12 protein-coding genes are annotated in these 12,913 nt (G+C 56.9%); 3 read left to right on the top strand and 9 right to left on the bottom strand.

What is annotated here, in order from left to right; translation table 11 throughout:
- The first annotated feature begins 32 nt into the window (after positions 1–32).
- Both V6C07_RS05480 and V6C07_RS05475 read left to right on the top strand, forming a co-directional pair.
- On the top strand, positions 33–980 hold the full coding sequence (locus V6C07_RS05480) for a tyrosine recombinase XerC (RefSeq protein WP_333535354.1): 948 nt from the start codon (positions 33–35) through the stop codon (positions 978–980).
- A gap of 185 nt (positions 981–1,165) precedes the next feature.
- Complete coding sequence (locus V6C07_RS05475) at positions 1,166–2,083, top strand: manganese-dependent inorganic pyrophosphatase (protein WP_333535353.1); 918 nt, start codon at positions 1,166–1,168, stop codon at positions 2,081–2,083.
- Between the two features lie 182 nt (positions 2,084–2,265).
- Here the strand turns inward: V6C07_RS05475 and V6C07_RS05470 are convergent, their stop codons facing one another.
- The 7 genes from V6C07_RS05470 to V6C07_RS05440 form a co-directional block, all read right to left on the bottom strand.
- Positions 2,266–2,712 (bottom strand): hypothetical protein, encoded by a 447-nt coding sequence (locus V6C07_RS05470; RefSeq protein ID WP_333535352.1) that lies wholly within the window; start codon positions 2,710–2,712, stop codon positions 2,266–2,268.
- Positions 2,713–2,943: 231 nt separating this feature from the next.
- Positions 2,944–3,402 carry a PTS sugar transporter subunit IIB gene (locus V6C07_RS05465; protein WP_333535351.1) on the bottom strand — a complete coding sequence of 153 codons (459 nt, stop codon included), beginning with the start codon at positions 3,400–3,402 and terminating at the stop codon, positions 2,944–2,946.
- 1 nt (position 3,403) lies between these two features.
- On the bottom strand, positions 3,404–3,847 hold the full coding sequence (locus V6C07_RS05460; RefSeq protein ID WP_333535350.1) for a PTS sugar transporter subunit IIA: 444 nt from the start codon (positions 3,845–3,847) through the stop codon (positions 3,404–3,406).
- 34 nt (positions 3,848–3,881) lie between these two features.
- Positions 3,882–4,814, bottom strand: a complete 933-nt coding sequence (rapZ, locus tag V6C07_RS05455; protein ID WP_333535349.1) for an RNase adapter RapZ — start codon at positions 4,812–4,814, stop codon at positions 3,882–3,884.
- Between the two features lie 65 nt (positions 4,815–4,879).
- A complete protein-coding gene (gene hpf / locus V6C07_RS05450) occupies positions 4,880–5,419 on the bottom strand; it encodes a ribosome hibernation-promoting factor, HPF/YfiA family (protein WP_333535348.1) in 540 nt (179 codons plus the stop codon).
- A 157-nt stretch (positions 5,420–5,576) separates the two neighbouring features.
- The gene (gene rpoN / locus V6C07_RS05445) at positions 5,577–7,001 is read right to left on the bottom strand and encodes an RNA polymerase factor sigma-54 (RefSeq protein WP_333535347.1); all 1,425 of its coding nucleotides are present in this window, start codon (positions 6,999–7,001) and stop codon (positions 5,577–5,579) included.
- Positions 7,002–7,468: 467 nt separating this feature from the next.
- Positions 7,469–9,112: a CTP synthase gene (locus V6C07_RS05440; RefSeq protein ID WP_333535346.1), complete on the bottom strand. Its 1,644-nt coding sequence runs from the start codon at positions 9,110–9,112 to the stop codon at positions 7,469–7,471.
- Between the two features lie 259 nt (positions 9,113–9,371).
- On the opposite strand from V6C07_RS05440, the gene V6C07_RS05435 reads away from it, so the two are divergent.
- Positions 9,372–10,181, top strand: coding sequence for a phosphoribosylformylglycinamidine synthase subunit PurQ (locus tag V6C07_RS05435; protein ID WP_333535345.1), 810 nt, complete (start codon positions 9,372–9,374; stop codon positions 10,179–10,181).
- 450 nt (positions 10,182–10,631) lie between these two features.
- Here V6C07_RS05435 and V6C07_RS05430 read toward each other — a convergent pair whose 3' ends face one another.
- Together V6C07_RS05430 and V6C07_RS05425 are read right to left on the bottom strand one after the other, a co-directional pair.
- Complete coding sequence (locus V6C07_RS05430) at positions 10,632–11,774, bottom strand: NAD(P)H-dependent flavin oxidoreductase (protein WP_333535344.1); 1,143 nt, start codon at positions 11,772–11,774, stop codon at positions 10,632–10,634.
- Positions 11,775–11,935: 161 nt separating this feature from the next.
- Positions 11,936–12,913 (bottom strand): PD-(D/E)XK nuclease family protein (locus V6C07_RS05425; RefSeq protein ID WP_333535343.1); only part of this gene is annotated, 978 nt, incomplete at its 5' end.

The raw sequence follows: 12,913 nt of genomic DNA, 5'->3' as shown, positions 1-12,913 counted from the left end.
CCGCGGGCCGTGGCGGAGCGGGCGCAACGGGTCTGCCGGACCGTGCCGCGTTGTTGATAGAGGCCTTTCTGGCCTGGATGACCGTGCAGAAAGGGGCCTCGGAGGCCACCCGAAAAGCCTATGCTGTGGATCTTGCACAGCTTGCGGAGTTTTTGCGCAGCCAGGATATTGATCTGGGGCAGCCGCAAACCGTGACCCGTCGGCACATACAGGCTTTTCTTGCATGGCTGTTTCGCAAGGGCGAGGCCAAAAGCTCAATGGCGCGCAAGCTGGCTGCGGCGCGTTCGTTTTTTCGTTTTCAGATGCGCGGAGGCAGGGTGACGGAAAATGTCGCGGCCCAGGTGCGTAATCCCCGTCAGGAAAAACGCCACCCCCGTGCCCTTAATGTCGATGAAACCTTCGCCCTGCTGGACTCGGCATCTGGGCCGGGAGGCAAGAACGGGCCGGTGACCGGAAGCGCCGAAGAAGAACGCATCCTTTGCCGCGATCTTGCCCTGGCGGAATTGCTTTATGGATCGGGTTTGCGCATTTCCGAGGCATTGAGCCTGGATGTGGACGATGTGCAACTGTCTTCGCGTGTATTGCGCGTTATGGGCAAAGGATCAAAGGAAAGGCTGGCTCCTCTTTCAGACACATCTTTTGCCGGTCTGAAGACCTGGCTCGAAGAGCGCCCCTTGCTGGCCTTGCCCCACGAGCCTGCCCTGTTTGTGGGCAGCCGGGGAGCGCGCCTGAACAGAAGGGAGGCCGCCCGCATTGTGGAGCGCCTGTGCCGCAGGGCGGGGCTGGCCTTTACGGTGTCGCCCCACAGCCTGCGCCATTCGTTCGCCACCCACCTGCTGGAGGCTGGCGCCGATATGCGAAGTGTGCAAGAGTTGCTGGGACATCAAAGGCTTACTACAACTCAGCGGTATACGCAGGTAAGCCTTGAAAGTCTGATGCAAGTCTATGATCAGGCGCATCCCAAGTCAGGTAAAAGGTAAAAAAATCACGAGCATATTTTTGTCCTGTTAATTAAACGAGTTCAGGTTTATTTGATGCTGTGGTGACCGTTTCATGTCAGGAAATTTTCCCCAAGCCTCTTGGCATGAACCGGACTTTGTGCTAAAGAGTACAAATCGGTCAAAACGAACCGCATACCTGAACCATACCGGAAGGAGAGACAGTCATGTCCGCATTAGTTCTTGGTCACATGAATCCTGATACCGACAGCATCATCTCAGCCATTGTTGCCGCCGACCTGTACAGCAAGCGCGGTATGGACGTCACCGCGGTTGCCCAGGGCGCGCCCACCCCCGAAACGGAATTTGTGCTGAAAAAATTCGGCATTGCCGCCCCCCAGATTGTGGACGACGTGGCAGGCAAAGACGTGTATCTGGTGGACTATTCCGACCTGGCCCAGGCCCCCAAGGGTATGGATTCCGCCACGGTTCTTGGTATTGTTGACCACCACAAGCTTGGTGACGTGACCACCTCCGCGCCGCTGGAAGCCTGGATCTGGCCCGTAGGCTGCACCAATACCGTTCTGAAGAGCATGTATGATTTCTACGGTATAGAGATCCCCAAAAATCTCGCCGGGGCCATGCTGTGCGCCATTTTGTCCGATACGGTCATCTTCAAGTCGCCCACCTGTACCCCTGCTGACAAAAAAGCCGTTGAAGAACTGGCAAAAATTGCGGGCGTGAGCGACGTCGTGGCTCTGGGCATGGAAATGTTCAAGGTCAAGAGCGCCGTTGAAGGCGCCCCCATGAAAGACCTTGTTTTCCGCGACTACAAAGATTTTGACATGAACGGCAACAAGGTGGGCATCGGCCAGCTTGAAGTGGTTGACCTTTCCATCCTTGAGCCTGTGAAGGCCGGCCTGCAGGCCGAAATTGAAAAGGTCAAGGGCGAAGGCCGCCACAGCGTCTTCCTGCTGCTGACCGACATCATGAAAGAAGGCTCGGAAATGCTTATTGTTTCCGATGACCCCTCTGTGGTGGAAAAAGCTTTTGGCGTCAAGCCCGAAGGCGCCTCTGTGTGGCTGCCCGGCGTCATGAGCCGCAAAAAGCAGGTCGTGCCGAACTTTGAAAAGGCTTTCAAGTAAGCACTGCCCGTCATATCTCAACAGGCCCCGGCGCTTTGCGCCGGGGCCTGTTGTTTTTTGAATTTCGAAAAGTTGCAATGAAATACCCGTGCTGACCTGCGCGCGCATAAAAGGTGTATGGAACCTCCGAGGCGGGCGTCTTCTCCCCGCATTCGTCAGAGCAATTTCAAAGTGAAATACCTCTAATGGCCTACCCAGATAAGCAGGGCAAGCATGCCCAGACAGCCAACAAGCACCACATATGCCTGACGGGTGCGCAGGGAAAGGACCGCGCCCATCAGCGCCGCCACATAAAGGGCAGACCATGTCACCGCCCGCAGGGCGGGCAGGGCCTGATGATTCTGCAATGTGTGCAGCAAGGAAAATATCAGGGCAAAGCAGAGACCATACAGGCAGACCTGCCAAAAAGCCCTGCGCAGGGAGGAATAGCAGAGCGCTGCGCCGGGCGAGGTTCCTCCGTGTTTGCCCGCACACCATATCTCTACCTTGTCCACCGTGGCGTTTTGCCAGATGCGCTGGCGTTGTTCGCAAAAGGCAGCCAGATAGGCGGCGGGCATGCAAAGGATCAGGGGAATAAGCAGACTGCCGGGCTGCGTCAGACCAAAATATTTGCACAAGGGGAAGAGCAATAAAAAACTCAGGTTCCCGTAAGGAGGGACAACGCTGCCCAGTTCGAGCGCGTCCAGCCAGAGAAGTTCAAATATGATGCCCAGAGGCAGGGCCAGACTCCAGTCCGAGGTAATAAAGCCGGCAATGAGGGCAAGGCAGATGGGGCGGTCAACAAGGCCGATTATACAGGAAGAGCGCGCTGCCCCTGCCAGGGCAAAAAAAAAGCGTAAGGCGCTCCTATTGCGGTCATTTCATATAAACTGCTCATGGGAACCCCTTACGTTTTCTGTCGGTACGCTGCGGAAATCCAACTGCACCAGATGCTGCTGCATGGAGCGCAGGTCTTCCCTGTCCTCGGCCGACAAGGCCACATGTGGCAGCACCTGCGTTTTTTCAGGGCCGTAATGCAGATTGCCGATATTGAGCGTTTCCATAATCACCCCTGCGTCATTGGCGCGGCGGGCATCACGGCAATTGCCGAAAAGCACGAAACTGTCTTCGCCGCAGGCGTCAAGGGTGACGGCCAGATGGTCCACGGGAATGAAGTGGGTCAGAATACGCTGCGGCACGGCAAGTTCAATGATCTGCTGGCGCAATATGTCTGCCGCCAGTTCGTCATTGGCAACCACCAGATGCCTCGCGCCGGTATGGGGCAGCCATGCCTCAATAACCTGCCCGTGTACCAGGCGATTGTCCACGCGAAACCACATACTAACTTTCGCTTTTAGTTCGCGTCTTGTTACGCAGCATGTTTCCGGCAACCACAATGCCCTTGGAACCGGCCTCGCCCGCAAGTTGGGCGAGTTCCTCAAGGCTTTTTTCGCGAGCGCTGAAAACCTTGAGCAACATTGGCAGGTTGGCCCCGGTTACCACTTCGACCTTGTGGGTCGCCAGCAGGGAAAGGGCCAGGTTGGTGGGGGTTCCACCAAACATGTCGGTAAGGATGATGACGCCCGCGCCCTTGTCCAGCCGCTGGGCGGCATCATTGAGCCGCCGCACGGTTTCGGCAACTTCCTGTCCCACATCCACGCTGATAGAACTGCAGTCGCTCTGCGGGCCAAGGATGAATTCGGCGGTGCGCAGCATGGCCGAGCCGTAATCGGCATGAGCGACAACAATAATTCCCACCTGCGTCTTCTTGCTTTCGTCCTTCATGGCGTTCCTCTTGGCGCAGAGTCTGCCAATTTTTTCAGCCAAGTTCAAGGTGTCGGTGTTCCAGAGTTACCGGATAATCAGCCTGCCGCAGGGCCAGGGTCACCTCTTCGGCCATGGCGACCGAGCGGTGGCGGCCGCCCGTACAGCCCACGGCAATGGTAACGCGGTAGCGGCCTTCAGTCTCCATCAGCGGCAGAATGAACAGCAGCAGGTCTATGAGTTTGACGCAAAATTCGCGCGCGTGGGGTTGTTCAAAAACATATTGCGCCACTTCTCTGTCTTTGCCGCACATGGGCCGCAGCTCTTCCACAAAATAGGGATTGGTGAGAAAACGCAGGTCAAAAACAAAATCTGCCTCACGCGGGACGCCGTATTTGAAACCAAAAGAAATAACGTTGACCCTGATGGCCCGCAGCTTGCTTTTGCTGTCGCTCCAGCGCTTTTGTATGGCGCGGCGCAGGTCGTGAATGGAAAAACGCGAGGTATCAATAACCAGGTCGGCCATTTCGCGCAGGGGGCTCAGGCTGTTACGTTCCGACAACAGCGAAGCCTCAAGGCCCATGCCTTCACGTTCCAGAGGGTGCGGGCGACGGGTTGTGGCGTAGCGACGTATAAGTTCCTGCGCGTCGCACTCCATAAAAAGAAGCATGGGCCGTATGTTTACGGCTGCAAGGTCGGACAGGGCTTCGTTGATTTCATCCAGAAAGTTGCTTTGCCGCAGGTCCATGCCAAGGGCGATGCCTTTGAAATGGCTCATGGAGGGGCGGGACATCATGTCCACCATTTCAGGGGCAAGGCTTGCGGGCAGGCCGTCCACCACAAAATGGCCCATGTCTTCAAAAACCTTGAGGGCCGTACTTTTGCCCGCACCGGAAAGGCCGGTGACAATGCACACGGCTACGGGCGGCCCGGCGGCAACGGTTTCAATCACCGGCCCTTCGGGGCGCTGATGTGCGGCGGTGCTCATGGTTCCCCCTGAAATTCCCGGGCCGCCCAGGCAACGGTGTTTTTGGGCGGCCCGGAACAGGCGTGTTATAAAACAGGGTCAATCAGCGCATAACCGCTTGTGCGGGTGCGGTATACGACGTTGATGCGACCGTTTTCAGCGTTAAAAAAGACCAGAAACTCACTGCCGATAGAGTCAAGCTGCATGAGAGCCTCGTCAAGGTGCAGGGGCTTGGCCGCCAGGCGGTCTGTGCCTTCCACAGGTTGCGGGGCTTCGGCTTCTGCCTCGATATTGTATGTGTACACATCAACATCGGCGCTGCGCGCCTGACGGCGCTGGGTTTTGACCCGTGAAACCTGACGCTTGATCTGAGCTTCGACCTTGTCTGTCACAAGGTCAATGGCAGCGTACATGTCGGTGGTCTGTTCAGTGGCGTTGATGTGCAGCCCTTCCCCCACAACGGTAACTTCGCAGCGGTGGCGGAATTTATCTACGGTCAGCACGACGGTAACTTCAAGACCGGCGGACTTGCCGAAAAAACGCCCAAGCTTTTCCATGCGGCGGCGGGCATATTTTTTAAGATGGTCGGAGGCTTCAAAGTTTTTGAAGGCAAAAGAGATATTCATATAATCCTCCTTGTGATGGCGGTTTCCGGCATGGCAACCGCGAGGCCCCGCCCTTGGGCGGGCAGCGAAAAGCGACGGTGTAAGCCTTTTTCGCAATCTTGCGCGTCATGTGCCTTTGCGGCGGCAGGAACCGGGGTTCCGGGACGCGGCGGAAAGATCAGAAATGCTCCTTGCGCCTGGAGGATGAGGGTATGTCAAGGGCAGTACGGTATTTAGCCACGGTTCGCCGGGCAATATTGACCTTGAGGCGTTCCTTGAGCATTTCGCCGATGCGTTCATCGCTGAGGGGCGACTTTGTGTCTTCATCAGCAATGAATTTTTTAATGAGGGCTTTGACGCTTTCAGAGCCGACCTGGCTTCCGTCATCAAGTTCAAGCCCGCTGTTGAAGAAAAATTTGAGTTCGAAAATGCCATGTGGCGTAGCCACGTATTTATTGGTGGTGATGCGGCTTACCGTAGACTCGTGCATGCTGATGTCGTCGGCAATGTCCTTGAGAATAAGGGGGGCAAGCCGTGTGACGCCTTCTTCAAAAAAGGGCTGCTGATGCCGCACGATGCTTTCCATTACCTTGTACAGCGTGCGCTGGCGCTGGTACAGACTTTTGATCAGCCATGTGGCCGCGCGCATTTTTTCCGTACAGTATTCTTTTTCCTTATCCGAAGCGGCACCCATGTCCATCTGGGTCAGGTTGGAAAGCTGCAGTTGCGGCAGGCCGTCTTCATTGAGCAGGATGATAAACTCACCACCCATTTTGTACACGAAGACATCCGGGCTTACATAGGCCGGTTCGCCGCCGCCGAAGCTGGCTCCGGGCAGGGGATCAAGGCTCTGGATGATGTCGAGGTATTCCTTCAGCTCATCCATGTCCAGCCTGAACTTGCGCAGCAGGGGCTTGTAGCGCTTGGCTTCAAGGTCTTCAAGGTGCGCGTTCACAAGCTCAAGCAAAATGGGATCGCGGTCGTACCTGAGGCTTTTGATCTGCACCAGCAGGCACTCGCGGGCGTCGCGGGCGGCCACGCCCACGGGGTCAAACATCTGCACCCGTTCAAGCACGTCCAGAGCCTCGGCCGGTTCCGCCTGGGCCATCTGGGCCACTTCCTCAATGCTGGCTTGCAGGTAGCCCGCGGAAGAGAGGTTGCCGATGATCACTTCGCCAATATCTTTCTGGGCATCGGTAAGGGATGAAAGGCGGAGCTGCCAGAGCAGATGCCCTTCAAGGGTAGGTTTGGCGGAGTAGCGGGCTTCGAGGGGGGAGATGTCTTCTGCGGATTCAAATTCGCGTGGCTGCACAAGGCGGGGGGTACTGGCGAATTCTCCGAGGTAATCCTCCCAGTCGGCATCCTTTGCCAGTTCCTTGTCGTAAGCTTCTTCCGCGCTGTTTTCCCGCCGGTCGTCCACATGATCCGGAGACGGATCGTCCCCGTGCGATTCTTCAAGAAAAGGATTTTCCAGCATCTCCTGCTGCACGGTCTCCAGAAGCTCCAGACGCGAGAGCTGAAGCAGCTTGATGGCCTGCTGTAGTTGCGGGGTCATCACCAGCTGCTGAGCCAGTTTCAATTGCTGTCGAAGTTCCAGTGCCATGTGCGTTTTCCGCCTTGAAAAATCCTGAAGCCTTATACTTGTGGTTACAAGTAGTGTGCCATAGTGGCAAAAATTACGCAATAGCCAGAGGTTGCACTATCAAAAGTCAGAAAGCTCGGTTAGAGCAATTTCACTTTGAAATTGCTCTGGCGGCTGCGTAAGCAGACGTTCGCTACGGAGGCGTAAGCGCAGTTTATCTGCGCGGTTAAACGCCGAAGTGAGCGTGCCTTAAACTTTGAGAATGTACATTCTCAAAGTTAATCTGCTCTAGTTGGATCAAAGTTTGCCTGGCGGGACGGTGACTTTGGCTTGAGCGCAGCAATGCCGGGAAGATTTTTGAAAATACAATGTTTCCACTTTGTTGTACCGTGGTGGGTTTGTCATAAAATGAAAGCGCGGGCCAGAGGCCCGCGCGAAGATATGCAAACATGGGAGAAGGGGTTTTGCCTCTTGCCCTGCGCCGAGGATCAGACTTTGGCGTGCTTTTTGGCCGCGCCGATGAACTCCCTGAACAGCGGATGGGCATTCATGGGGCGGGATTTGAATTCGGGGTGGAACTGGCAGCCCAGGAACCAGGGGTGTTCCGGCAGCTCTACAATTTCCACCAGGGAGCCGTCGGGCGAGGTTCCGCTGAAGATCATGCCTTTTTCCGCCAGGGCTTCCTTGAATTCATTGTTGAACTCATAGCGGTGGCGGTGGCGCTCTTCAACCAGATCGGTTTTGTACGCCTCAAAGGCGCGCGACTCGGGCATGACCTTGCAGGGGTAGGAGCCAAGGCGCATGGTGCCGCCCTTGTCGCTGCCAGCGTCGCGTTTTTCCACGTTTCTGGTGCGGAAGTCGTACCATTCGGTCATGAGGTAAATGACCTTGTGCTTGGAACGGTGGTCAAATTCTTCGGAGTTGGCGTCGGCCATTTCCGCCATATGACGGGCAAATTCGATAACCGCGCACTGCATGCCGAGACAGATGCCGAAAAACGGTATGCTGTTTTCACGCGCATAGCGGATGGCCGCGATTTTGCCTTCCACGCCGCGATAGCCGAAGCCGCCGGGGACCAGAATGCCGTCGCAGCCCTTGAAGTGTTCGGCCGCGTTGGCGTCGTCCACATTTTCAGAGTTGACGTAGCGCAGGTCTACCTGAACCCGGTTGGCGACGCCGCCGTGAATGAGGGCTTCGTGCAGGCTCTTGTAGGCTTCTTTAAGGTCCACATACTTGCCCACGATGGCGACGGTAACCTTGCCCTGCGGGTTGTCGCTGTCGCTCACAAGCTTTTCCCAGGCGTCAAGCTGGGCGTTGCGTGCGGGCAGGCGCAGCATGATGGCGACTTTTTGATCAAAGCCTTCCGCATAGAACTTAAGCGGCACTTCGTAGATATTGTTCACGTCCACCGACGAGAACACGGCGTCCTGATCAACGTTGCAGAACAGGGCGATCTTGCGGCGCAGTTCTTCAGGAATGCTTTGCTCGCAGCGGCAAAGGATAATGTCGGGCTGGATGCCGATGGAAAGCAGTTCCTTAACGCTGTGCTGGGTGGGCTTGGTCTTGTGCTCACCGGCACTGCGCAGGTAGGGAACCAGGGTCAGGTGGATGTTGAGGCAGTTGTCGCGTCCCAGTTCGGAGCGCAACTGGCGTATGGCCTCAAGAAAGGGCAGACCCTCGATGTCGCCCACAGTGCCGCCTATCTCGATGATGGCAACGTCCGGCGCGTCTTCGCCTTCGGCCAGAGAGAGCACCACGCCCTTGATTTCGTCCGTAATGTGGGGGATGACCTGCACAGTGGCCCCCAGGTAATCGCCGTGCCGTTCCTTGGCGATAACCTGGTTATAGATGGCCCCCGATGTGGTATTGTTTTTCCGCGACATGGGTACGTTGAGATAACGCTCGTAATGGCCCAGGTCCAGGTCGGTTTCGGCCCCGTCGTCAGTGACGAAAACCTCACCATGCTGAAAAGGATTCATGGTGCCGGGGTCAACGTTAATATAGGGGTCGAGTTTCTGTATCGTTACCGTAAGGCCACGGGTTTGCAGCAGCGCGCCCAGCGAGGCGGCCGCCAGGCCCTTGCCCAAGGATGACAGAACTCCGCCCGTCACAAAGATAAACTTAGTTTTCATGGCCTCCACCTTGATTCTTGATCGCTTTTTAGCACAACCCAAGTTCATAGCCCAAAATGATTTTTTTGGCTAGCATTGACTATCGAAAACAAGGTAAGTAGTGTGATATTCCCTCTTCAGCGTGCGCGGGTCGACCTTGCTTTACCGGCGGCTCTTGGGGTGCGGGCTCATTGCGGCCCACGGGCCGCGCGTTGCGCGCCTGGTACGCACTTGCCCGCACACTGAAAGATCTGCTGCAAGCCAAGGAGGCTTTACCCGCATGGGCACGGTCAATACACTGGTCATCACCGGTTACGGAACAAATTCTCATCTGGAAACGGCCCACGCCGCCCGTCTTGCTGGTGCAGACAGGGCTGACGTGGTTCACTTTTCAGACATTGTAGCGGCCAAGGTGCGTCTGGCTGACTACCATTTTCTGGTTTTTCCCGGCGGCTTTCTGGATGGTGATGATCTGGGGGCGGCTCAGGCCGCGGTAATGCGCTGGCGCTACCTGAAGGATGCGCAGGGCGTTCCCCTGCTGCAGAGTTTGCGCGACTTTCTGGATGAGGGCAAGCTCATTCTGGGAATTTGTAACGGCTTTCAGCTTCTGGCGAAACTGGGGCTGCTGCCCGCCTTTGGCGGCGTGCGTTTTGAGCGCCAGGTTTCACTGGGGCATAACGATTCCGCCCGCTATGAAGACCGGTGGGTTCACCTTTTGCCCAACGCCAAAAGCCCCTGTGTTTTCACAAAAGACATGCCCATGCTGTGCATGCCTGTGCGTCACGGCGAAGGCAAGCTTGTGCCGCGCGATGAAGAATGCCTGCAGCGCTTGCAGGAGGAAAATCTTATCGCCCTGCAATACGCTGACCCCGAAACGGGACAGCCCACGCAGGAGTATCCGCTCAATCCCAACGGTTCTGCCCTGGCCATTGCCGGTCTGACCGATCCCACGGGGCGGGTGCTTGGCCTTATGCCCCATCCGGAAGCTTTCCACCATGTGACCAACCATCCCGCCTGGACCCGCGGCGAACTGGACCCGCCCGGAACACTCCTGTTTGTCAATGCCGTGCGCTATTTGCGCGGGCAGTAGTCGGCCTGCCGGCCTCGACTCAGGGGCAGCCAGGCGCGAAATAGACATGTTTTTTTGAGTTTCGCTTTCTTTGTAAATACAGAAATCCCCTGGCTGTGCCAGGGGATTTCTGTATTTACGGTCGTGGCTGCCTTTGCTGGCGGCTATGCCGGATGTGTCGTTTTTTCAAGGCAACTGGGCGGCTAAAATGCCACTGCCCGGTGCGGGTTTGAAAAAGTACCGCAAGGCTGTTCACTCTTCACCCGGTTTGCGGGGCGCTTTCCTGCTGCAAACGACCTGAGAAAGGCCGCAATGCCGTGGACGCAGGGCAGACTGCTCCGCCATCAGGCAGATATTTCAGGCAACAGCTGCCTTAAACGGCAACCATTTCAGGCGGCCATCTTTTCGGGCGGCCATCAGAGCCAGAGCAGCGACCACTTTACCCGGCAGGCGGCTCAGGCGTTGGCGACGCTAGCTTTTGCCGCTGTTGAACATGTTTTGCACGCTTTTGCTCAACGAAGACATGGCTTCGTCAAATTCGTGCTGCAGGCTGTCCATAAGTTCGCGCACGGACGTAATCTTGTTTACCCGTGACACGTTTGCGCCGCAAAAGGCAAAGCCACGCTCAAGGTTGCCCTTCATGGCGTTGATGAGCGCCTGAGCAATGCAATAGGGCGTTTTTTCCTGTTCGCAGGTGTGCACGCAGTGGAAGATGCACTTGAACGGCTTTTTATTGCCTTCGCGGGCTGCATGGATGAACCCGTTGTCCAGGGCTCGTCCGGGCATGCCCACCGGGCTTTTGATAATGGTGATATCTTCGGCCGTGGCCGCAAGGTAGGACTGCTTGAAGCGCTCATCGGCATCGCATTCGTGGGTGGCGACAAAGCGGGTTCCCATCTGCACGCCTGAAGCGCCGAGATCGAGAAACTTCTTGATGTCCGCGCCGGAATAGACGCCGCCAGCGGCAATGACGGGAACGGCCTTGCCGTATTTGTCTTCGAAGGACTTTACGGTTTCCACCACTTCAGGAACCAGCACTTCAAGGGAGTGGGCCGGATCGTGCAGCTCTTCGGCCTTGAAGCCGAGGTGGCCGCCCGCCTTGGGGCCTTCCACCACAAAGGCATCAGGAACGTAGTTGAAGCGGGATATCCATTTTTTGGCAATAACCGATGCCGCACGGGCCGAGGAGACTATGGGTACGAGTTTGGTTTTAAACTCTTCTTTTTTCTCTTCGCAGGCCTGAAAAAGGTGCTTGGGCATATCCAGCGGCAGCCCGGCGCCTGAAAAGATGATGTCTGCCCGGCTTTCAATGGCCGTGCGCACCATCTGGCTGAAGGTGGTCAGGGCCACCATAAGATTGACGCCCACAATGCCGTTGGTCATCTGGCGGGCTTTTTCGATTTCGTTGCGCAGGGCGCGCAGGTTGGCGGTCAAAGGGTCCTTGGCTACGTCCGGCTCTTTCATGCCGATCATGGCGCCGGCGATGACGCCGATACCGCCCTGATTAGCCACGGCCGAGGCCAGACCTGAAAGTGATATGCCTACACCCATGCCACCCTGGACTACAGGGATCTTGGCGGTGAGATTACCTATCTTAAGTGCGGGGAAAGACATTTCAAGACCTCCGTCCTGACTTGCACGGACAAGCCCACCCGCCCCCTCTGGTGGTTTTCAGGCATGCCACGTATGGAAATTAGGCGCAACAATAGCCGCAAAATCCGCGAGACGCAACAGGTGAGAAGCCTCTTTTTCAAAGAATGCCAAAGGCCCGACACTTATACAGAACACAGCCCCGCATAGGGGCACCATCGGCAATGCGTGTCGGGCCGTGCCGCGAAACAGGGCGAATATTCCATATGCAGCAGGGGCAGGGCCAGTGCCGTGTTGCAAAATTCGAGGGCAGCCTCAAGGTCTTCGTCCACAAGCCCGCCGAATAAGGGATGTTCTTTGCCGTCATCGCGCAATTCCACCAGGGCGGCATCCCCCAGCGGCGTCATGCCGCCGGCCTGCGCCATGCTCAGGTAGCAGGGAAGCTGCAGGCTGGGCAGGCGTTCACGCAGTTCGCTGAAGAGTTTTTCCAGTTGCTGCAGGTGGCCTGCATCCGCTTCCTGTGCGGGGTGCAGGGCATCGCACAGCTGCCCGGCACGGGAGAAAAAGGCGAGGTCGGTCCACAGGCTGCCGTCGAGTTTTTTTATGCCGCCGGTTTTGTAGTCCAGCACATGAAACAGGCCGTCACGTTTGTCCACGCGGTCCATTGTACCTACAAAGGCATAATCGCGCCCGGCCAGCCGCAGGGGACCCCTGAGCTCTTTTTCCAGCGCCATGATGGTCGCCTGTTCGGGCTGGTTCTCAAGAAAACGCATGAGGCGCATGGGCGCGGCTTCTTCCAGCATCAGGCAGCTGTCGGCTGGCAGCTGCCTGCGCAGACCGTGGGTTTCAAGCTGCTCAAAAAAACGGGCGCGAACCGTTTCGGCCGAGATGTCTCCCCTCCGTACGGTTTTGTGCAGGTATGGCTCGTAAAGCGCCTTGAGCGTGTCGTGAATGCAGGTTCCCACAGCAGCGGGGTCATCCCCTTCATTGATTTCCCTTGGGGGGCGCAGCCCGCACAGATATTGCCAGGCAAAGCGCAGAGGACACTGCAGGTAAACGTCCAGTCTTGTGGCAGACAGCGGTTCGCGCAACAGGCGCGCCAGAGCGTCGTTCATGTCGGCGCTGCGCTCAAGCTGCTTTACCTCCGCCACTGCGGCGCGCAC

The sequence above is a fragment of the Desulfovibrio sp. 1214_IL3152 genome (assembly GCF_036763055.1).
Lineage (GTDB): Bacteria > Desulfobacterota > Desulfovibrionia > Desulfovibrionales > Desulfovibrionaceae > Desulfovibrio.
This window is presented reverse-complemented; position numbering and strand designations above follow the sequence as displayed.